General features: G+C 64.2%; 20 protein-coding genes. 16 read left to right on the top strand and 4 right to left on the bottom strand.

Annotated elements, in window-relative coordinates; genetic code table 11:
- Window positions 1–121 precede the first annotated feature (121 nt).
- The gene (locus tag MSM1_RS19390) at window positions 122–1,189 is read right to left on the bottom strand and encodes a quinone-dependent dihydroorotate dehydrogenase (RefSeq protein WP_213445790.1); all 1,068 of its coding nucleotides are present in this window, start codon (window positions 1,187–1,189) and stop codon (window positions 122–124) included.
- A gap of 32 nt (window positions 1,190–1,221) precedes the next feature.
- Window positions 1,222–1,473, bottom strand: a complete 252-nt coding sequence (locus tag MSM1_RS19395) for a DUF5703 family protein (RefSeq protein ID WP_213445434.1) — start codon at window positions 1,471–1,473, stop codon at window positions 1,222–1,224.
- A gap of 345 nt (window positions 1,474–1,818) precedes the next feature.
- Between MSM1_RS19395 and MSM1_RS19400 the strand changes: the two genes are divergently transcribed.
- The 16 genes from MSM1_RS19400 to MSM1_RS19475 all read left to right on the top strand — a co-directional run bounded on the left by MSM1_RS19400 (window position 1,819) and on the right by MSM1_RS19475 (window position 19,566).
- A complete protein-coding gene (locus tag MSM1_RS19400; RefSeq protein ID WP_213445436.1) occupies window positions 1,819–2,133 on the top strand; it encodes a hypothetical protein in 315 nt (104 codons plus the stop codon).
- Window positions 2,134–2,237: 104 nt separating this feature from the next.
- The gene (locus MSM1_RS19405) at window positions 2,238–3,080 is read left to right on the top strand and encodes an undecaprenyl-diphosphate phosphatase (protein ID WP_213445792.1); all 843 of its coding nucleotides are present in this window, start codon (window positions 2,238–2,240) and stop codon (window positions 3,078–3,080) included.
- Entirely contained in the window at window positions 3,077–3,781 is a 705-nt protein-coding gene (locus MSM1_RS19410; protein WP_213445439.1) for a histidine phosphatase family protein, read from the top strand. Before MSM1_RS19405 ends, MSM1_RS19410 begins: the two co-directional genes overlap by 4 nt.
- A 98-nt stretch (window positions 3,782–3,879) precedes the next feature.
- Window positions 3,880–4,467 (top strand): DUF3090 domain-containing protein, encoded by a 588-nt coding sequence (locus tag MSM1_RS19415; RefSeq protein WP_213445441.1) that lies wholly within the window; start codon window positions 3,880–3,882, stop codon window positions 4,465–4,467.
- The gene (locus MSM1_RS19420) at window positions 4,451–5,266 is read left to right on the top strand and encodes an SCO1664 family protein (RefSeq protein ID WP_236056914.1); all 816 of its coding nucleotides are present in this window, start codon (window positions 4,451–4,453) and stop codon (window positions 5,264–5,266) included. Before MSM1_RS19415 ends, MSM1_RS19420 begins: the two co-directional genes overlap by 17 nt.
- 362 nt (window positions 5,267–5,628) lie before the next feature.
- On the top strand, window positions 5,629–6,024 hold the full coding sequence (locus tag MSM1_RS19425; protein ID WP_213445443.1) for a cobalamin-dependent protein: 396 nt from the start codon (window positions 5,629–5,631) through the stop codon (window positions 6,022–6,024).
- Between the two features lie 110 nt (window positions 6,025–6,134).
- On the top strand, window positions 6,135–7,466 hold the full coding sequence (locus MSM1_RS19430) for a phenylacetate--CoA ligase family protein (RefSeq protein WP_213445446.1): 1,332 nt from the start codon (window positions 6,135–6,137) through the stop codon (window positions 7,464–7,466).
- 26 nt (window positions 7,467–7,492) lie between these two features.
- The gene (gene meaB / locus MSM1_RS19435; protein ID WP_213445448.1) at window positions 7,493–8,434 is read left to right on the top strand and encodes a methylmalonyl Co-A mutase-associated GTPase MeaB; all 942 of its coding nucleotides are present in this window, start codon (window positions 7,493–7,495) and stop codon (window positions 8,432–8,434) included.
- A gap of 27 nt (window positions 8,435–8,461) precedes the next feature.
- Window positions 8,462–10,186, top strand: coding sequence for a methylmalonyl-CoA mutase family protein (locus MSM1_RS19440; RefSeq protein ID WP_213445451.1), 1,725 nt, complete (start codon window positions 8,462–8,464; stop codon window positions 10,184–10,186).
- A 175-nt stretch (window positions 10,187–10,361) separates the two neighbouring features.
- Window positions 10,362–11,087, top strand: a complete 726-nt coding sequence (locus tag MSM1_RS19445) for an FCD domain-containing protein (protein ID WP_307857443.1) — start codon at window positions 10,362–10,364, stop codon at window positions 11,085–11,087.
- A gap of 582 nt (window positions 11,088–11,669) precedes the next feature.
- Window positions 11,670–12,320, top strand: coding sequence for a gluconate 2-dehydrogenase subunit 3 family protein (locus tag MSM1_RS19450; protein WP_213445455.1), 651 nt, complete (start codon window positions 11,670–11,672; stop codon window positions 12,318–12,320).
- Window positions 12,321–12,334: 14 nt separating this feature from the next.
- Window positions 12,335–13,975 carry a GMC family oxidoreductase gene (locus MSM1_RS19455; RefSeq protein WP_307857444.1) on the top strand — a complete coding sequence of 547 codons (1,641 nt, stop codon included), beginning with the start codon at window positions 12,335–12,337 and terminating at the stop codon, window positions 13,973–13,975.
- A 97-nt stretch (window positions 13,976–14,072) separates the two neighbouring features.
- Entirely contained in the window at window positions 14,073–14,954 is an 882-nt protein-coding gene (locus tag MSM1_RS19460; protein WP_213445459.1) for an alpha/beta fold hydrolase, read from the top strand.
- A gap of 153 nt (window positions 14,955–15,107) precedes the next feature.
- The gene (locus MSM1_RS19465) at window positions 15,108–16,877 is read left to right on the top strand and encodes a thiamine pyrophosphate-binding protein (protein ID WP_213445461.1); all 1,770 of its coding nucleotides are present in this window, start codon (window positions 15,108–15,110) and stop codon (window positions 16,875–16,877) included.
- A gap of 329 nt (window positions 16,878–17,206) precedes the next feature.
- Window positions 17,207–18,634, top strand: a complete 1,428-nt coding sequence (locus tag MSM1_RS19470; protein ID WP_213445463.1) for an aldehyde dehydrogenase family protein — start codon at window positions 17,207–17,209, stop codon at window positions 18,632–18,634.
- Window positions 18,635–19,230: 596 nt separating this feature from the next.
- Complete coding sequence (locus MSM1_RS19475; RefSeq protein WP_213445465.1) at window positions 19,231–19,566, top strand: hypothetical protein; 336 nt, start codon at window positions 19,231–19,233, stop codon at window positions 19,564–19,566.
- Here MSM1_RS19475 and MSM1_RS19480 read toward each other — a convergent pair.
- Both MSM1_RS19480 and MSM1_RS19485 read right to left on the bottom strand, forming a co-directional pair.
- Entirely contained in the window at window positions 19,550–19,996 is a 447-nt protein-coding gene (locus MSM1_RS19480; protein WP_213445467.1) for a DUF6262 family protein, read from the bottom strand. The genes MSM1_RS19475 and MSM1_RS19480 overlap by 17 nt on opposite strands.
- Entirely contained in the window at window positions 19,983–20,414 is a 432-nt protein-coding gene (locus tag MSM1_RS19485; protein WP_213445470.1) for a hypothetical protein, read from the bottom strand. The genes MSM1_RS19480 and MSM1_RS19485 overlap by 14 nt, the downstream gene beginning before the upstream one ends.
- Between the last annotated feature and the right edge of the window lie 52 nt (window positions 20,415–20,466).

Below are 20,466 nucleotides of genomic sequence, written 5' to 3' on the forward strand. Positions count from 1 at the left end.
CGAAACGGGGCGGCGCGTACCCGGCCGCTCACCGTCTACGAGCAGCCGTCGGACTGATCGCCCCCGGGACCCGGTTAACGTGCGGTGGATCTTGCCCACTGTGGTTGCGCTCGGGTGGCCCCTAGGGTCGGGCCGCTGCGGACCCGACGGCCTCGCGCAGCGACGCGAAGCCGCCGTCATGCAGCCTGTGGGCGATCCCGTCGTGAATGTGTTTGGCCCACAAAACCCCTCCGTAGACGAAGCCGGTGTAGCCCTGCAGCAGCGACGCGCCTGAGGTGATTCGCTCCCATGCATCCTCGGGTGTTTCGATGCCGCCGACGCTGATCAGGGTCAACCGATCGCCGGCCCTGCGGTAGAGCCGGCGCAGCACCGCGGTGGCCCGGGGTGCCAGCGGCGGCCCCGAGACGCCGCCCGCGCCGAACTTGTCGACCCCAGGGGTGCGCAGACCGTCGCGGCAGGCCGTGGTGTTGGTGGCGACGATGCCCGACAGCCCCAATTCGACCGCCAGGTCAGCGATGTCGTCGATATCGGTGTCGGCGAGATCGGGCGCGATCTTCACCGCCACCGGCGTTGAGGTCTCGGCCAGCACGGCCGACAGGATCGGCTTCAGGGACTCCACGGCCTGCAGATCCCTCAACCCCGGCGTATTCGGTGAGCTCACATTGACCACCAGATACGCTGCCAGCGGGCCGAGCAGGCGGGCGCTGGCGCGGTAGTCGTCGGCTGCCTGTGCCAACGGGGTTGATTTCGTCTTGCCGATGTTGACCCCGATCGGTATGTCGGGGCGGTGACGGGCCAGGCGCCTTGCCAGCGCGGCGGCCCCGTTGTTGTTGAACCCCATTCGGTTCAGCAGCGCGCGATCGGCGGGCAGCCGGAAAAGCCGCGGGGGCGGATTGCCGGGCTGGGGGTGCGCGGTAACGGTGCCCAACTCGGCGTAGCCGAAACCCAGCGCGCCCCAGGTGTTGAGCCCGGCACCATTTTTGTCGAAACCGGCGGCCAGCCCGAGGGGCCCCGGGAAGCGCACCCCGAACACCGTGTTGGTCAGCACCGGGTCGCTGGGCGCCAACAGCCGCCGAAGCAACCCGCGCAGCGGGGCGGGTCCGGTGACACCGCGCAGCACCGCGAAAACCATCGTGTGCGCGTACTCCGGCGGCACCAGAAACAGCACCCGGCGCGCCAAATCATAGATCCGATGCCGACCGTCGCGGGGGCCGCTGGCCCTCACAGTTGCGGCCGGTCGGGTGGCTGGCCGACCGGCGACTTCTTGCGGCGCAGCAGCACTCGCCTGCTGCCATCGGTGTACAGGCGCACCCGGGTCAACTCCCAGCCGCGGTACTCCGCCTCGATGGACAGCCGGGTGGAGGCGCTGACCCTGGTCACCTCGGGCGGCAAGTGCAGCGGTACCCACTCGTAGTCGTCGGACATCTCGGAGTCCCACCCCGCGGGCAGCTGCCGCCACCGGGGCGCAGTCAACGGGAACCCGCCGTGTGGCCGATGACCCGGGCACCGGCGCTGGATCCCGGCTCAGAACGTGACCCGCGCGAGGCTTTCTCGGCGGCCGGCGCGTTAGTGTGCCGCACGGTTGGGTACCGTACCTTCTTCACGGGGACTGCGGTGACCAAATGGTAACCATTGAGCATATGCGCCGTGGTCGGGGATGCCTAGCCGGCGTGTGGTGTTTACTACCCCGACAACAACAAGGGCGCGCTCGACCGCCCACACGGGATGGGTCGAACGGCGGCGCGGGTCCGCACCGTGGTGGGGCGCAACCCGGGTATACTGCGCCGTCTCGCCGGCCCGCCGGAGTATTGTGCCCGTGTGACCGTCACCGAAGACCGTTTCGCCGACCCGAATTTCGCGATCGAAGACATGTGGATCGAGGTCTTTTCCAGCAGGGTGTGCGCCAGTGGCTTCGGGCAGGTCGGTGACGGCCGCAGTTTCGCTTTCCGAGTCGAACGCCGGCGGCTTGAGGTGGAGATCTACCGTCCCCGGATAACCGGGCCGGTGCCCCAGCCTGAGGACGTGGTCGCGACATCGAGCCGCGACCTCGTCAACGTCGACTTCATCGACGAACGCAGCCTCACCGCAGCCGTCCGGGATGCGGTTGCGGTGGCCGTGCCGGTTTGCCGGTAGTTCTCCGCGGATCCGGCCGTGCCGGAGGGCTCGACAAGCCGCGCGTGCTGGCGCGTCCGCTGCGTCAATTCGGTACGGTCGTCGTCGTGACCGTGCCCGCAGCGATGTCCTGGTGGCAGGTCGTCGACCTGGCCGTGGTGCAGGGTCTCACCGAATTTCTGCCGGTGTCCTCCTCCGGGCACCTGGCGATCACCTCGCGGGTGCTCTTCGGCGGCGACGCCGGCGCCTCGTTTACCGCGGTCACCCAGCTGGGCACCGAGGCGGCCGTCCTGGCCTACTTCGCACGAGACATTGCGCGGATCGTCACTGCCTGGTGCCGCGGCCTGGGCGGGGGCCCGGTCTCGGCGTGGCGGCGCAGCGCCGACTACCGGCTGGGCTGGTACGTCATCATCGGAAGCACCCCGATCGGCGTCGCGGGCCTGGCGTTCACCGATCAGATCCGCTCGGACGCCCGCAACCTCTGGGTGGTGGCGACGGCACTGGTGGTGTTCTCGGTGGTGATCGCCCTCGCCGAGCGCCTCGGCCGCCAGCGTCGTGGGACCGAGGAGCTGACCTGGCGTGACGCGGTCATCGTGGGCCTGGCTCAGACACTGGCGCTCATCCCGGGTGTTTCGCGGTCCGGAGCGACCATCAGCGCCGGGCTGTCCCTCGGCTTGCACCGCGAGCCGGCGGCTCGATTCGGCTTTCTGCTGGCCATCCCGGCGGTGTTCGCGTCCGGGCTGTTTTCGTTGCCGGACGCCTTTCACCCGATCCGCGAGGGCATGAGCGCCACCGGGCCCCAGCTGCTGGTGGCCACGCTGATCGCGTTCGTCGTCGGGTTCGCCACGGTGGCCTGGTTCCTCCGGTTTCTGGTGCGCCACAGCATGTACTGGTTCGTGGGCTATCGGATGGCGGCCGGCATTGGAGTCCTGATTCTGTTGGCCACCGGGGGGGTGGCGGCGACATGACCGTCATCTTGCTACGACATTGCCGGTCCGTCTCGAATACCGCGCACATCCTGGCCGGGCGCTCCGCGGGGGTCGACCTCGACGACACCGGCCGCAAGCAAGCCGCCGAGCTCGTGGACCGCATCGGCGAACTGCCGATCCGCGCCGTGGTGTGCTCGCCGCTGCTGCGGTGCCGGCGCACCGTCGAGCCGCTCACCGCCGCGCTGGGCCTTGAGCTCATCGTCGACGAGCGGCTCTCGGAAGTCGACTACGGCGAGTGGACCGGCCGCAAAATCGCCGAGCTAGTCGAGGAGCCGCTGTGGGCGGTCGTGCAGGCCCACCCCAGTGCGGCGGTGTTTCCCGGGGGCGAGGGCTTGGCGCAGGTGCAGTCGCGGGCCGTGGCGACCGTCCGCGAACACGACAGCCTGCTGGCCGATCAACACGGCTCCGGCGCGTTGTGGCTGGCGTGCACCCACGGCGATGTCATCAAGGCCTTGGTCGCGGATGCGCTCGGCATGCATCTGGACAGCTTTCAGCGTGTCACCGTGGATCCCGGATCGATGAGCGTGATCCGCTACACGCGGCTGCGGCCGTTTGTGTTGCACGTCAACCACACCGGTGAACGGCTGGCGCCCACGCTGGTGGAGCCCTCACCGGATGGCCCCTCACCGGATGGCGAGCTGCCGCCCGGGGACGCGGTGGTCGGCGGATCTTCGGGCTGACGTGCCCGCCGGTGTTATCGGCGCGCATCCTCGCGGTGAAACGGGTACAACTAAAGAATTACGAAGCACACGGCAACTGCCGGTATTTTGGAGATGCCATGCCTCGCGCCATCCATGTTTTCCGCTCACCCGACCGGTTCGTGGCCGGGACGGTGGGCGAACCCGGAAATCGCACGTTTTACCTGCAGGCCGTGCACGAGTCTCGCGTGGTCTCGGTGGTGCTGGAAAAGCAGCAGGTCGCGGTGCTTGCCGAGCGTATCGGCGCGCTATTGTACGAGGTGCACCGCAGGTTCGGCACCCCGCTGCCGCCGGAGACGGCCGAAGTCGAGGATCTCAGCCCGCTGATCACCCCGCTCGACGCCGAGTTTCGCGTGGGCACCATGGGGCTCGGCTGGGATTCGGAGGCCCAGACCGTCGTGGTCGAGCTGCTGGCCGCCACCGACCACGAGTTCGACGCGTCGGTGGTGCTCGACGACACCGAGGAGGGGCCCGACGCGGTGCGGGTGTTTTTAACGCCGGAGTCGGCGCGCCAGTTCGCGAGTCGCTCCTACCGGGTCATCGCCGCGGGCCGCCCGCCGTGTCCGCTGTGCGACGAGCCGCTGGACCCCGAGGGACACATCTGCGCACGCACCAACGGCTATCGGCGCAGGGCGTTGCTCGGGTCCGACGATGATATCGGGGCCTGACGATCGCGAGGTGTTGCGGCGCGGCGAGCTGACGGTGCTCGGACGCATTCGCTCGGCGAGTAACGCCACATTTTTGTGCGAGTCGACGCTGGGTGGGCGCCGGGTGCACTGCGTGTACAAACCGATCGCGGGGGAGCAGCCGCTGTGGGATTTTCCCGGTGGGACCCTAGCCGGCAGGGAACTGGGCGCCTACCTGGTGTCGACGCAGCTGGGCTGGGATATTGTGCCCTATACCATAATCCGTGACGGCCCGGCCGGCGCCGGCATGCTGCAGCTGTGGGTGGACCAGCCCGGCGATGCCGCGGACTCGCAGCGCAAGCCGGGGCCCGACCTCGTCGATGTGTTTCCCGCCGGCAAGGTGCCCGCAGGCTATCTACCGGTTCTGCGGGCCTATGACTACGCCGGCGACGAGGTCACGTTGAGCCACGCCGACGACGTCCGGCTGCGGCGGATGGCGGTGTTCGACGTGCTGGTCAACAACGCGGACCGTAAGGGCGGCCACATCCTGCTCGGTGCCGACGGGCACGTGTACGGCATCGACCATGGGGTGTGTCTGCATGTCGAGGACAAGTTGCGCACGGTGCTATGGGGCTGGGCCGGCAAACCCATCGACGCCGAGACGCTAGCGGCGGTCGCCGGGCTTGCCGACGCGCTCGGCGGCCCGCTCACCGACGCGCTGGCCGGCCAGATCAGCCGCCGCGAGATCGCGGCGTTACGCCGGCGTGTGCAGGCGCTGCTGGACCACCCGGTGATGCCGTGCCCGAATCGGCATCGGCCCATCCCCTGGCCGGCGTTCTAATGCGGCTGGGCTCGGATCGCCGAGGTGGGTGGTACCGGGATCTCAGGCTCCTAAAACAGATATGGCGTCGCTGCGCCTATCATCGGGCGTCTGCAAACAAGGGGGTCTTCATCACACCGGCACGCCTGCCGCTACACGCCGCTATACACCGCACTGCTATACACCGCACTGTGATACGTGTACCTCTTGGTGTGTCATCGCTGGTTGTACCTAAGTACCTAAGGGCATTACCCCAGATCCTGGGGTCGATATTGGCAAGTAGTCTACCGCATGTATGGTAGGACCACAGGAGCTGAGGGAGTGGCGAGGGCTTACTCATGACAGAATTTGGAGGATCTGGGGCGCCCATATCCCCGATCCGGGTGTTGCTTGCCAAGGTCGGCTTGGATGGCCATGACCGGGGCGTCAAAATCGTGGCCCGTGTACTGCGCGATGCGGGGATGGAAGTGATCTACACCGGCCTGCACAAGACGCCGGAAGAAGTCATCGAGGCGGCATTGCAGGAAGATGTCGACGTCCTCGGCGTGAGCTTGCTCTCCGGGGCGCACATGCCCATTTTCGAACGGATTTTCGAACTGATCGATGAGCTGCCCGAACCACCAGGATTCGCGCTGGTGGCTGGCGGAGTGATGCCCGAAGAGGATGAGGAGGAACTGCTGCGCCGGGGGGTGGCGGCGGTCCTGGGGCAGGATAGCTCACCCGAGCTCATCATCGAGACCATTCGCGCGGTTGCGCGCACGGCGGAACCTAGACGATGAGCCGGGTCGACAGGGCGGACAGCATGGAGTGCTGGAACTGGCCCCCGAGATACCCGCGTTCTTACCGGCCGGCGAACGGGCAGACTCATTGGTTCCCGGTACGGGAGACGATGGATCCAGACGACCGGGAACAGCGGATCCTTGAGCGCATTCAGCAAGTGATGGCCTACGCCTGGCAGCGCTCCCCGTTTTACCGGCGGAAGTGGAAGGCAGCCGGATTGGAACCCGGCGACATCCGGACGCTGGAGGATTTTGATCGCGTCCCCGTGGTGGTGAAGGAGGAACTCCGGCGTGATCAGGAAGAGAACGCGCCGTTCGGCAGCTATCTTTGTGTTGGCCAGGAGCAGGTTGCGCACATCCACGGCACGTCGGGCACAACCGGACGGCCGACCGTGTTCGGCATCAGCGCCGCTGACTGGGAGGCAGTGGCAAATGCCCATGCCAGGGTGATGTGGGCGATGGGCATCCGGCCCTCGGACATGGTCCTCATCGGCTCACCGCTCAGCCTGTACTTGGGCTCATGGGGGGCTTACATCGGTGCGCAGCGACTGGGTGCCACCGTCTTCCCATTCGGTGCCGGCATCAGTGGCCAGGCCCTGCGCACCCTGCACTGGATGCGGCAGGTTCACGCCACCGTCTTCTACGGTACGCCGTCATATGCGCTGCGGCTGGCGGAAGTGGCTGCGGAAAATGGCATCGACACTCGCACCCTGGGCCTGCGCATAATGTTCTTCTCCGGTGAGCCCGGCGCCAGCATTCCCGCCATCAGAGAACGGATCACGGATGCGTTCGGCGCCAAGGTGTATGACTCGGGCAGTATGGCCGAGGTTACCCCCTGGATGGCAGTGAGCTCAGATGCTAACCAGCCAGGCATGCTGTGCTGGCAGGACCTGGTCTACACACAGGTGTGTGATCCGGTGACGCTGCGGCGGCTGCCCTACGGCTCGGAAGGCACCCCGGTTTACACAACACTCGAGCGGCTCAGCCAGCCGATGGTCAGGCTGCTGTCGGGCGATTTGACCACGTGGGAGGCGCCGTCGGCGGATCGCGGCAGAACCTATCCGTTCCTGCCCCGAGGAGTTTACAGCCGGATCGACGACATGTTTATAGTCCGCGGCGAGAACATCTATCCGAGCGCGATCGATGACGTGGTGATGCAGGCACCGGGATACGCCGGCGAACACCGCACCATCATCACCCGGGAAACCGCTATGGACATGCTGGTCGTGCAGGTCGAACACGAAGGCGCGTCCCCGTCCGGGCATGGGCTTGAGGACTGGTCCGAGCAGCTTGCTGAGCGGCTGCGCACGGTGCTCGGCGTCGGCGCGGTGGTGGTGCCTGTCCCGCGTAACACCTTCGACCGGACCGACTTCAAAAGCCGCCGGGTGATCGATGACCGTCAGCTACTGCACCATCTGGCGAACAGGGCAGGCCGGACATGACCGGTGCAAAGGAGAGCCGCATTCACGTGACCGATGCCGATGACGAACTGCACCGGCGGGTGCGGGCAGGCGACCACGTGGCGGTCGCGCGGGCCCTCACCCGGATCGAGCGCTCTGGCAACAGCGCCGAAGGGCTAATCGCCCGCTTCCTTGCTGACCCTGGACAGGCTCGGGTTATCGGCATCACTGGTGCGGCAGGAAGCGGCAAGAGCACGCTGGTAGCGGCGCTGACTGCGGTATACCGAAGGCGTGGCGCCAGCGTCGGCATTCTGGCCGTTGACCCATCAAGTTCCTCGTCGGGGGGCGCCATACTGGGCGACCGGATCAGGATGTCATCGCTTGCGGGAGACAGCGGTGTGTTTATCAGATCCTTTGCTACGCGTGGTGCGCAGGGCGGGCTCTCCCGCGCGGTGTTCGGCGGGATCGCAATTCTCGACGCGGCCGGGCTGGATGTCATCATCATCGAGACGGTTGGCGGCGGCCAAGCCGATGTGGACGTTGCCGCCCTCGCGCAGAGTGTCGCGGTGCTCAGCGTGCCTGGGATGGGCGATGCTCTCCAGGCCATGAAGGCTGGGATGCTCGAAATCGCCGACATTCACGTGGTGAACAAAGCCGATCGGCCGGGAGCCGACGTCGCTATAGCGCAGATCCGCGAGGTGCTCCGGCTGGCTAAGCGCAAGCCACGCCAGTGGAACGTGCCAATCCAGCCAACGGTCGCGACAACGGGAGCCGGGATCGAAGAACTTGCGGACCTGCTCGCAGCTCACCAAGCCTGGCTGGCCGAATACGGCGACAGCGACGCGCGTGTTAGGCGTAACGCGGCGACCCGGATCCGGTGGGCCGCCGAGGAGCTGATGATGGCCAGGCTGCGGCCAGGTGTCCCGGAGTTCGAGCACGCCGTCGGACAAGTGGCCAGCCACGACACAGACCCCGCCACCGCGGCCCGCCGTCTCCTCAAGGGTGGTTAGGCCTGTTCACCGAGCAAAGGACCCGGGATGACTAGATCGACTAACACACAATCCGATGACAAGACCGGCATCCTGGCCGGCGATGAGCTGGTCCGGAAGGTTCTCGCCGACATCGCCGACTGGGAGTCCGCCGAACTCGCTGAGTTCACCGCCAGGCAGCCGGAGGCGAAAAGTGAGTACTACAGCGGCAGCGGATTGCCACTCAAGCGCGTCTACACTCCCGCCGACCTGCCGGAGAGCTGGGACGAGATCGGCCTGCCGGGGAGGTTTCCCTTCACCCGCGGCCCATATCCGACAATGTATCGCGGCCGGGTCTGGACTATGCGCCAGATCGCGGGTTTTGGGCAGGCTGAAGAAACCAACAAGCGGTTCAAATACCTGATAGCCCAGGGGCAGACCGGGCTGTCCGTGGACTTTGACATGCCCACGTTGATGGGGCTGGACAGCGACCACCCGATGTGCCGAGGCGAGGTCGGTCGGGAGGGGGTGGCCATTGACGTTCTGCCGGACATGGCCGCGCTCTTCGAGGGCATCGACTTGGAAAAGATCAGCGTGTCCATGACCATAAATCCGTCGGCCTGGATCCTTCTCGCGATGTACATCGCCGTTGCGCAGGACCGTGGCTTCGATCTCGGAAAATTGTCGGGGACCATCCAAAACGACATCCTCAAAGAGTTCGTTGCGCAAAAGGAATGGGTGTTCCCAATCCGCCCGAGCATGCGGATCGTTCGCGATTGCATCGCATACTGCGCCAGCCACATGCCGCGGTATAACCCGGTCAACATCAGCGGTTATCACATCAGCGAAGCAGGTGCGAACGCCGTGCAGGAAGTGGCTTTCACAATGGCGATCACCCGTGCCTACGTGCAGGATGCTATTGCGGCCGGCCTGGACGTCGACTCCTTCGCGCCTCGGCTGTCGTTCTTCTTCGTCAGCCAAGCCGACTTCTTCGAGGAGATCGCCAAATTCCGCGCGGTCCGCAGGTTCTACGCGAAGATGATGCGCGACGAGTTCGGCGCCAAAGAGCCCAACTCGATGCGGTTGCGATTCCATGCGCAGACGGCGGCGGCGACACTGACCAAACCGCAACCCATGAACAACATCATCCGCACTACACTGCAGGCCCTCTCGGCCGTGCTCGGCGGTGCCCAATCATTGCACACCAACGGGTTGGATGAGGCCTACACCATCCCCAGCGAAGCTGCGGCCCGAATCGCACTGCGCACCCAGCAGGTGATCGCCGATGAGACCAACGTGACCAGCGTGATCGACCCGCTCGGCGGATCCTACTACGTGGAGTCGCTGACCACCCAGATCGAACAGGGAATCCGTGACTATCTGCGGCGGATCGACGACATGGGCGGCGTGGTGGCAGCTATCGAACAGGGCTTCCTGCAGCGGGAGATCGCGAATTCAGCCTATGATTTCGCGTTGCGCAAGGCAAGTGGCGAGCGAACCGTGATAGGCGTCAACAAATACGTCGATGACGGCGAGCAGGAGAAAATCGAAACTCATAAGCTCGATCCGGAGTCCGAAGGTCGGCAAATCCGGCGAGTCAAGGCGGTCCGCGAGGCGCGAGACCCCGTCAGGGCACACGCCGCCCTTGCCCAGTTGCAGCGCACCGCTCGTGACCCGCACGCGAATCTAATGCCGGCGACGATTGAAGCCGTCCGCGCCCACCTGTCAGTTGGCGAGATCACTGGCGCGCTAAAGGAGGTCTTCGGCACCTACACCGAGGTGCCGGTCTTCTGAGACCGCTCCTGGCAGAAGCACGACGCGAGCTAGGCTCGCTTGGGTATCGTGTGGGTGTTGTGATGAATTATCCGCAGACCATGGGGCCTATGGTCGCAGGGCATGCGCACGTGGGGCGAACCCTGGCCCGAGGGAGGCGCCGGCATCTGGCAGCGGTGCCGGGTCTTGAAAGCACGTGACTAGGCTTCGTGCCCATGAGCGCGTACTAGCCCACATAGAGGAGCAGATCGTGCAGGGCCGGCTGCGGCCCGGTGATCATCTACCCGGCGAGCGCCAGCTTGCCGAGGCCCTGGGGGTCAGCAGAGGCGCGGTCCGCGAGGCGTTGCGGGTCCTGAAGTCGATGGGCGTGGTCATGGCTGGGCCGGGATCGGGGCAGACCGCTGGATCAATCATCGTCGGACAAGGAACGACGGCGCTTGCTAACATTCTCCGACTGCACCTCGCGCTGGCCACATTCAGCCGTAGGGAGCTTATCGAGGTGCGCACTCAACTTGAGGTGTGGGCCGCACACGAGGCCGCCCAGCATGCGACCGATATGGACTTCCGCGCTCTGCGCGGCATCGTAAACCGGATGCGCGAGCCCGGACTGGCACATGCCAAGTTCAACGAACTCGACACCGAGTTTCATGTCACCGTCGCCACCATGTCAAGCAATAGCTTGCTTGCTCTGCTGATGCGCGCCCTGCGCGATGCCATTCACCGGGAGATAGTCGCTGTCTTTGAGACGATACCCGATCCGACCGCTGTGGTCGAGGGCTTGTGCAGCCAGCACGCGGCCATCCTGGCCGCGCTTGAACATCGCGATGGCGAAGGTGCGGCCAGACTGGTTCGAGACCACATTGATCGCTTCTACGGGGATATCGCGGGCGGCGACTGGGTTGGCCAATCCCACCCTGCCTGATTTCCGGCGCCGAGGGGCCGGCTACAGCGTCAGGCCCATTATCGGTGGGCTCTCATGCCCGACCGCAGATCCTGGACAGGTAGTGCGGTAGCGCACCGTCGTGCCACGTAGCCGCTGCGCGGAGTTTTAATGTCAACGCCTTGTTACGACGGATGTATCCAGCTATGGTTCGACCATATAGCATACCGGCCCTCAGATCAGCTTGACGGAGATCAGCGTGCTGCTCAAAGTTCTTCCGGGAAAAGGGGGTTGGGGCAGGTCTTGTCGGAGCGTTTCGATAGGGCGTCGCCCCAGCGCGCCGAGCAGCGACCACGGATATCAGTAGCGAGGTGACATGCGAAAGATACAGACTTCTGGGCGACGCCGGCGGGCCCTTAACCTCGGCCCGGTGCTTTCGGTCATCGACTGGAGCAATGTTGAGTTTCTTCAACGAATCCCTAACCGCACCCTCGGAGTGGGGTGCGGCGCGCCTGTCAAAGGGTCCTATCTGACCGGCGCCGGGATATGCCCCCACCGTGCCACCGGACCGTCATCCTCCACTTGAATATTGGGACCGAGGCAGAGCTGAACCGGGAAACTGACATGACAGACGCTCCACGATCGTCGCAAAGCGAGGTGCCGATTGTCGTCACGGACCCACGGCGCGGATGGGCCAAGACCAAGGCACGGCTTGGCGGCAACGCTATCCCCGTCGAGTTCGACGAGCTACAGAAAAACGTCATCAACGCCATCGCCGACGAGATTATCCCGCCCGCGCCCGGCTGGCCCGCGCCGAGTCAGGTGCGGATCGTGGACTTCGTCGCCCGCTACGTGACTCCCGCGGGTGAACCGGCCAGGTACTATCCATTTGCTGGCGAGGATCAGTTCAAACGCGACCTCGACGAACTTGGGCAGGCGTTCGTCGTCGCGTCGCGAAACGAGAAAGTGGCCAGGCTAAGGGAACTAGAGGCAAACGGCTCCGAGTTCTTCGGCCAGATAAAAGCTCTAACCTACTACGGCTATTACGCACAGGCTGAAGTCGTCAAGGCAATCAGGGAAAATCTCTCAGCCGGGCGGGACTACCACGGCCCACCACAGCCGTACGGCTACCTGGATGTCACCGAAGAGTGGGGAGATACCGCATTCCCGCATGGCCGGGGTTCGTACGTGCCCACCGATCAAGTGCGCGCGGTGGCAATCCCGGAGAGTCTGCGCGTGCTGTACACATCAACCGATGGCGGGTACCGCCGGTGAGCACGGTGCGCGCCGTGGAGACCGACGTCTTGGTCATCGGATCAGGTATGGGCGGGGCTGCGGTGTCCAAGCGGCTCGTCGACGCCGGATTCGCGGTGACGTGCCTGGAACAAGGCACGTGGATACACCCGGTGGAATACCCCCACTTCCATGCGGAGTTCGACATCGAAAGGCAGCGCGGCTGGTCTTACAACCCGAATGTACGACAAGGCGCGGAGGATTACCCCATCACGGGAGTGACCACGCCGTACTTGATCAACGCAGTCGGCGGCAGCACAATCCACTACGCTGGTCACTGGCCACGTTTCAAGCCGGTCGACTTTCGGAAGGGCACAGAACACGGCATAGCCGGGAGCATAGACTGGCCGATCAGTTACGAGGAACTCGCGCCGTATTACGACATCAACGATGCCGAGGTGGGAATATCCGGATACCTCGGCGATAGCGCTAACCCGCCGCGCCCCAACGCCCTACGACAGCCACCAGTCCGCCCGGGAAAGCTGGGCAAGAAATTCGCCAGCGGCCTGGACAGCCTTGGCTGGCACTGGTGGCCGTCGGACAATGCGATCATCACCGAGACACGAGACGGTAGGCTGCCATGCAACGCCTGCGGCAACTGCCTGAGCGGCTGTCCACGCGGCTCGCTCGGGAGCATGGACAACACACTGTTGCCCAAAGCCATCCGGAAGGGCCTGGATCTGCGTACCTACGCACGAGTAAGCAGGATCGAGGTCAAAAACGGGCGCGCCACCGGCGCCGAATACATCGACAGGCTCAACGGTTCGATGCACTTCGTCAAGGCGAAAATCATCGTTGTCGCGGCTGGCGGCATAGGCACACCCCGCCTGCTACTCATATCGGCGCAGAAAGGACATCCCGATGGGCTCGCTAACGGCAATGGGCTCATCGGCACGCACCTTATGCACCACAGTTTTGCGTTCGTAGACTGCTGGTTCGACGACCCGATCGAAGGTTTCAAAGGCGCGTTCGGAGCTCCGCTCGCCTGCCAGGAATTCTACAACACCGACACACGCCGGGGTTTCGTTAACGGACTCATGATGCAGGTGGGCCGCAGTTTTGGCGCTGCATACACGGCGATGGGTACGCATACCGCTGCCATCGCACCGTGGGGGGAAGACCACCGCCAGTTCTTCGATGAACGGTTTGGCCACCACCTCCTCGTGTTCATGCTTGGTGAGGATCTGCCGGTCCGGGAAAACCGGGTGACGTTGGACCCCTCCGTAACCGACTCAAGCGGCTTACCCGCTGCCCATATTGAGTTCAACGTCACCGAGAATGATCGGCGGCTCGGTGATTTCGGGATCGCAAGAATCACCGATGTCGCAAACGCCCTGGGCGCCAAGACCACGCGCCACACCGGAGTGTTGTCACCACCACCCGGATGGCATCTGATGGGTACCGCCCGGATGGGCAATTCCCCCGGTGACTCCGTAACCAATAAGTACAACCAGACGTGGGAAGTGCCAAACCTCTTTATCGCAGACGCAAGCTCGCTTACGACAGGTGCCGCCGTCAACCCCGCGAGCACAATCGGTGCTGTCGCAACACGCGCAGGCGAATACATCAAGACCCATTTCGGTGATATCGTATCGCAGCGCAAGACGCCATCTAATGCCAATGCGCCCGAACTGTAAACACCGATACATGTCAGGAATGGGGTTGCGCCAGCAACCCACTTCAGGTCACAGCGGCTAATACAAAATATTGCTACAACGCGAGAAAGGACATGCCATGACGATCAGGCGCCCAGAGGATTTCAAACACTACGAAGCTAAGCTACCTGAAGTGAGAGTCCACTACGTGCGCGAGGGTTCGGGTCCACCACTGGTGCTGCTGCACGGCTGGCCAGGGTTCTGGTGGGAGTGGAGCAAGGTCATCGGCCCGCTGGCGGAAAATTATGATGTCATCGTCCCTGACCTGCGCGGGTTTGGTGACTCCGAGAAACCAGACCTAGCCGATCTGGCGAAATACGCGCTCGAACGCACCACTGACGACCAGGCATTCCTGCTCGATTCCCTCGGCATCGATAAAGCCTATATTGTAGGCCACGATTATGGGGGAATCGTCGTGCACAAATTCATCCGTAAATACCGGGACCGCGTAATTAAAGCCGCAATTTTCGATCCAATCACACCGGATTTCGGTCCATTTTATCTCGGCTTCCCGCATATCGCAGAATCCTGGTACTCACAATTCCACCAGACCGACATGTCGGTCAAATTGGTGACCTTAAATCGCGACACGTGCAGGATTTACTTCAAGCACTTCTTTGATCATTGGTCCTACCAGGCGCCGCTGCTCACCGACGAGGAAATGGAGATCCACGTCGATAACTGCATGAAGCCGGACAACGTCCATGGCGGTTTCAACTATTACCGAGCCAACCTCTCCGTCAACAGCAACCCATGGACGGCTCTCGACCAGACGGTCAGCGACCTCCCAGTGACGATGCTATGGGGAGTCGGCGACCCGGTGGTGCCGTCCACGCTTGTAGATCAGGTCCCGAAGTACTACTCCAACTACACCATGGAGCTGATCGAGGATGGCGGTCACTTCTTGATGGTCGAAAAACCCAACGTTGTCATAGCCCGGCTCAAGGACGCCTTCCGTTGAACCTCCCATCGCTGACACCCGCCATCCGCCGCCGAAGAGTGTTTCCCCACACTGCCCTGGGCGGTGTCATCCCAGTCGTGGTCGGCTTCTGGGAGATCGCGTGGACACAGTTGTCCCCGCTGGGTAAGGGTGCTACCTGTCTGAGAAACACCGATGGCATCCGACACGGTCCCCACTGACGTATCCAGGCCACGGGCGGGTTCGTTCACGTGGCGCGGAGGCACTGGTGGCGAACTCGTCGCGAGCTATCTCGCCTGGCGCGGAGTTCGACGGGTGTACGGCCTGTGCGGTGGCCATATCCAGCCGATATGGGACGCGCTCGCCAGGCTGGGGGTGTCGATCGTGGATGTAAGGCACGAGTGCGCCGCGGTCTACATGGCGCACGCGGAGGCGGATCTGACCGGGAATCTGGCTGTGGCGCTCGTCACCGCAGGCCCCGGCCTGACGAATACAGTGACAGGAATCGCCAATGCCTCACAAGCACGGGTGCCCCTGCTGCTGCTGTCAGGACGACCACCCCGCCCGCAGGCTGGCCGCGGCGCTCTGCAGGAGATCAACCAGGCCGCGATCCTCACCCCGCTCTGCCGTGCGACCCTTACCGCCGAAGCGCCCCGGCAGGTGCTGCCCCGGCTGGATGAGGCGATGATGGCCGCGTACGGATGGGACGCACCCCCGGGTCCCGCATACATGGACTTCCCTACCGACCTGCTCACCGAACAGATGGCGCCTGGTGACCTCTCAATGTGGCGTCCCACCAGCATCACGCCGCCAGAAGTTCTGCCAGCCGCTGAGGATCTGGCACGTGCCAGGAAACTCATTGCCGAGGCGCGACGGCCTATCATCATTGGGGGCCGTGGCGCTCGCGCAGCCGGCCGCGACCTTGCGACGCTGGTAGAGAACTCGGGCATTCTTTACCTCGACAGTGGCGAGAGTCGGGGTGCCCTGCCGATGGACCATCCCAACGCCGTGTCGGCCGCCCGCGGGCGCGCAATGCGGGAGGCCGACCTGGTCATCACCCTTGACCGGAGCCTGAACTATCAGCTTGCCTACGGATCGGCTGCCGTATTTCATCCCGGTGCCCGCTTTCTTCGAGTTGGGCGCCACAGCGCCCAGGTCACTGACAACCGCCGCGGGGATGTGGAGCTGATCTGCTCGGTGCCGGCCTTCCTCGCCGCGCTGAGCGGTGCGGACCTTGCACCCGACCTCGATACCGGATGGGCTGACTCGCTGCGCGCCTCGCACCGCGCCGCCGTCCACCGCTTGGCCGAGCATGCGCGGACAGTGCCCGCAGGGGCCGACGGCCTAATGCACCCTTACCGGCTGCTGGCTGCAGTCAACGATCTGATTACGGACGACACCGTTGTCGTTGCGGATGGCGGAGACATCCTGTCCTTCGCACGGGTGGCGTTGGCGGCGGCTTCGACGTACCTGGACTGTGGCCCGTTCGGTTGCCTGGGAGTGGGGGTGCCATTCGCAAACGCGGCAGCCCTCACGCACCCCGGACGGCGGGTCTTAGCGGTTGTCGGCGACGGTTCGTTTGGGTTTACCGCTATGGAGATCGACACCGCGGTCCGGCACCAACTCGGCATTGTTTGCATTATTGCCAACAATCAGGCGTGGAACATCGAGAAGACCGACCAGCTCAAACGCTTCGCCGGAAACGCCGTAGGTGTCGACCTGCCCGGCTGCCGATACGACCTGCTAGCCCGCTCGCTCGGCGCCGCGGGGCGCCGCATCACCGATCCCACTGACCTGCAAGAAGCCCTTGCCTGGGCGCTAGGCACCACTCCTGCTGTCCTCGATGTGCTGGTCACCCAAGATGCCGAGTCTCCCGATTCCGCGGCCGGTCTGGCAACCGTTCCTTCCCTGCAGCCCCTAACCAAGTGGCAACAGGCTGAAGAAATCCACGCGCGTGCCAGGTAAGCCTCGGGAACATGGCCGGGCCGTTCGAAACATCGGCATCCCACTCCTGGTGGATACGATCTCGCTGATCGCGCTTGGTCGAGTGTCCGCTTTGCTGTCATACTCGCCCCGCGAGCGCCTGACAACCCGCCCGGACTCCGTTGGCGCACAGCGCCGGGGGTCGGCCGGAGTCGACTTGAATCCACGAACCGCACACGCCGAGAACGACATTCGATGCGACCAGCCTCGCCAACACCGTCGGCGACGAACTTGTGGGCTGAGGCCGCCCCAACCGTTGAGACAAAGCCGATCCAGCCATTAGCGTGCATTTAGGGGAAAGGACCGGGCAGATGACGATGGTACTGCCGGCATTCATTGACGGACGCCCGCTGGTGTGCGCAAACACCTACGACAACATCGATCCCTCCTCGGGCAGCTCGCTAGGGCCGGTAAGCCAGTGCGGTGTCGCCGAGGTGGACGAGGCGGTCGCCGCGGCCCGCCGTGTGCAGCCGCAGTGGGAACACACCAGCCCCGAGGACCGCGCGCGGCTGCTCACGAAGTTGGCCGACCTGATCGAACGCGATGCCGAATCGCTGGCGCTGCTGGAATGCGAGGACACGGGCAAACCCTTGAGCCAGGCCCGCGCCGACGCCCTGGTCTGTGCCCGCTACTTTCGGTTTTACGGCCATGCGATCGACTCGTATTACGGCGTGACTATCCCGCTTGGACCTGGCGTGCACGCCTACACCCGCCGCGAGCCCTTCGGTGTCACGGGCCACATCGTGGCCTGGAATTATCCGATGCAGCTGTTCGGACGTGCAGTCGCGCCGGCGATCGCGACCGGCAACTGCAGCGTGGTCAAACCCGCCGATGAAACACCGAGGACCGCCGTGGCCATCGCCGAGCTGGCCACCGGTGCAGGTCTGCCCGCCGGCGTGCTCAACGTGGTGCCCGGAATCGGCCCCGAGGCCGGCGCGGCGCTTAGCACCCATCCCGGCGTCGACCACATCGGGTTCGTCGGCTCAACCCAGATCGGCATGGTAATCGCCCACGCCGCCGCCGAGCGGGTAGTGCCAGTGGTGCTGGAGTTGGGCGGCAAGTCGGCGCAGATCGTGTTTCCCGACGCTGACCTGAACACCGCCGCGACATTTGTCGTCAAGGCGATTCTGCAAAACGCGGGGCAGACCTGCTCAGCGGGATCGCGCCTGCTCGTGCACGAGTCGGTGCACGACCAACTGCTGTCGCGGGTGGCCAAGAAGTTTGCTGCGGTACGTATTGGGCCAGGTCGTTCGGATCCCGACCTCGGCCCGCTGGTGTCGCGCAAGCAGCAGTCGCGCGTCAAAGCGTTTCTTGACAATCTCACCAAAGGTGAAGTTGTGGTTGGCGGTGGTATTCCGCAGGCACCGGAGCTCAGTGGCGGGGCCTATTTCGAGCCGACGTTAATCGACGGTGTCGACCCGGAGGCCGAGATCGCCCAACAGGAGATTTTCGGTCCAGTCGTGGTGGCCAACACGTTCACTAGCGAAGAGGAGGCCATCAGCCTGGCTAACGGCACGCAATACGCACTACTGGGCGCAGTCTGGACCGCCGATGTGTCACGCGCGCACCGACTTGCCGCGCAGATCCGCGCCGGCCAAGTGTATGTCAATACCTACGGCGCTGGCGGCGGCGTGGAACTGCCGTTCGGGGGCTTTCAAAAATCAGGGTACGGGCGGGAGAAAGGTTACCAAGCGCTGGACACCTTCACCGCAACCAAGACAATCGTTATCAAACTTTGATCTCATCGAGCCCTGCCCCCCTGCCCATCGGGTCCGGGCTAGCCGCAGCGCCCAGTGCCGAGATCGAACACACGGAACGATTGCGTCGCACCGATGCGTTCATTTACTTACGGGTCAATGACAGCCCACAGCCGAGGACCCGTCCAGAGTCGACGGCGCCGGGGATCACTTTGCCCGGGTCCTTGGCCGTAATGCACGTTTGGTGCGCTCCGGCTCGCCGGTAAGCTGATACCCCCCGGTTTTGCATTCGCCCTCAAGTTCTTCTTCGTGGTCTTGGCCTTCACGCTGATCACCGGGTTGTCGCCGAACCTCGCCCACCCCGTCACTGGGCAGTTTCCCATGCCCCTTTACAAACGAGTGAAGAATAATGGTTTGCGTCTGACCCGACTTTCGCAGTTTGTAGGCACATTTCGGGGTGGCGCGGAGCGATTGCGCTGGTAGGAGCGTTGCGGGGTCACCTAAACAGCGTGTTGGTGTAGGCACATGAATCTTGGCGTGTCGCTGGATTTCATCGGTCGTTTCCCTGCGGCGGTGTAAAAGGGTTCGGACGTAGGTTCCCTCCAAGACGGGAAGTCTGAGGAAAGGAGCCTACGTCCGTGTCGACAAGGTTATCGCCTGCGCAGCGGTTGCAGGCAGAGATTGATGGGGTGTTCGCCGGCGGCGAGGACCTGGCGGGCGCGATCGAGCAGGTCGCGGTGCTCGGCGCCCGGTTGCTGCTGCAGTGCGCGTTGGAGGCCGAGGTGAGCGCGTTTTTGGGGCGGGATCGCTACCAGCGGGCCGCTGCGGCTGATGAGGACGCCCGCGTCGGGATGCGCAACGGCTATTGCCCGACCACGGTGATTATCTTGAGCCGGCGAATTGATCATGACTTTGACCAGCGGTTTTGCGTTGAGGACGGTGTGTTCGACGCATTGGTCAACACGGGCCGATGATGGCGGTGGGTGTTCTTCTCGGCGTGTCGCGGTGTTCGCCGTGAACGGCTTTGGCCCGTTGTTCGCCGAGTGCGAGCGCCAACGCCTGGCGGAGTCGCGTGTTCTCTTCTTCCAGGTGGTTGATGCGCTTGGCCGCCGCCTCGAGACGCTGGAGCAACGAGGGGTTGGAGGCGCGCTGCCGGTCCGGCACCGGCGTGTGCTGTGTCGGGAGGTGCCGACGTGCGCGGAGGCGCTCGATCTCGCTGCGTGGCTCCGGCTGGTTGTATAGCCAGGAGCGAGAGACGCGGGCTTCGCGGGCTACAGCGTCGAAAGTGATTGGGATGCCGGCCTTGTCCATCCGCCGCAGTGTCGACACGGCGCGTTTGTGGGTTGCTTTGGCCCTGCGGTGGGCGGCGGCGATGACGAAGCGGGAGTTGTCAGCTCGTGGCATCGGCGGCACCTTCGTGGTCATCTTTCTCGATTTCGCCGATCATGCGTTCCAGGTTGGTGAGCACCTGCTGGTTCATTTCGACCATCCTGGTGTTGCCGTCGCGGGTGGAGACATCGATGAGGGTGAGCGTGCGCTGGTGCTGGGCCCGCAGCTCCGGTAGGAACTCGGTTCCGGTCAGGAAGGCCGGGCAAGTCAGACACGCGTTGGCGTGCGGGCAGGACCGTTGCAGCGGAAGCCCGCAGTAGCCGTTGGACAGAGTTTGGGTGGCGATGCCGTAGCGGGTCTTGGCCCATTCCGCTTGGCCCAGTGGGCCTTCCGGGTCTAGCGTGACTCGCTCGCCCTTGATGTTGACCTTGGTCGCTTGTTCCCATTGTCGCCGAGCGGTTTGATCGGTGATTCGAGCGTAATGCGCTGTCATTTGGTGTGATTCGTGATCATTATGCGGGTGATATTCGGCGTGTCTGCCGTGA

The sequence above is a fragment of the Mycobacterium sp. SM1 genome (genome assembly GCF_018361265.1).
Taxonomy (GTDB): Bacteria; Actinomycetota; Actinomycetes; order Mycobacteriales; family Mycobacteriaceae; genus Mycobacterium.

What these genes read in the sequence shown, in the direction of transcription:
- MSM1_RS19405 (WP_213445792.1), top strand. Translation starts at nt 2,238, where the DNA reads ATGTCCTGGTGGCAGGTCGTCGACCTGGCCGTGGTGCAGGGTCTCACC.
- MSM1_RS19410 (WP_213445439.1), top strand. Translation starts at nt 3,077, where the DNA reads ATGACCGTCATCTTGCTACGACATTGCCGGTCCGTCTCGAATACCGCG.
- MSM1_RS19415 (WP_213445441.1), top strand. Translation starts at nt 3,880, where the DNA reads ATGCCTCGCGCCATCCATGTTTTCCGCTCACCCGACCGGTTCGTGGCC.
- MSM1_RS19420 (WP_236056914.1), top strand. Translation starts at nt 4,451, where the DNA reads ATGATATCGGGGCCTGACGATCGCGAGGTGTTGCGGCGCGGCGAGCTG.
- MSM1_RS19430 (WP_213445446.1), top strand. Translation starts at nt 6,135, where the DNA reads ATGGATCCAGACGACCGGGAACAGCGGATCCTTGAGCGCATTCAGCAA.
- MSM1_RS19440 (WP_213445451.1), top strand. Translation starts at nt 8,462, where the DNA reads ATGACTAGATCGACTAACACACAATCCGATGACAAGACCGGCATCCTG.
- MSM1_RS19450 (WP_213445455.1), top strand. Translation starts at nt 11,670, where the DNA reads ATGACAGACGCTCCACGATCGTCGCAAAGCGAGGTGCCGATTGTCGTC.
- MSM1_RS19460 (WP_213445459.1), top strand. Translation starts at nt 14,073, where the DNA reads ATGACGATCAGGCGCCCAGAGGATTTCAAACACTACGAAGCTAAGCTA.
- MSM1_RS19465 (WP_213445461.1), top strand. Translation starts at nt 15,108, where the DNA reads ATGGCATCCGACACGGTCCCCACTGACGTATCCAGGCCACGGGCGGGT.
- MSM1_RS19470 (WP_213445463.1), top strand. Translation starts at nt 17,207, where the DNA reads ATGACGATGGTACTGCCGGCATTCATTGACGGACGCCCGCTGGTGTGC.
- MSM1_RS19480 (WP_213445467.1), bottom strand. Translation starts at nt 19,996, where the DNA reads ATGCCACGAGCTGACAACTCCCGCTTCGTCATCGCCGCCGCCCACCGC.
- MSM1_RS19485 (WP_213445470.1), bottom strand. Translation starts at nt 20,414, where the DNA reads ATGACAGCGCATTACGCTCGAATCACCGATCAAACCGCTCGGCGACAA.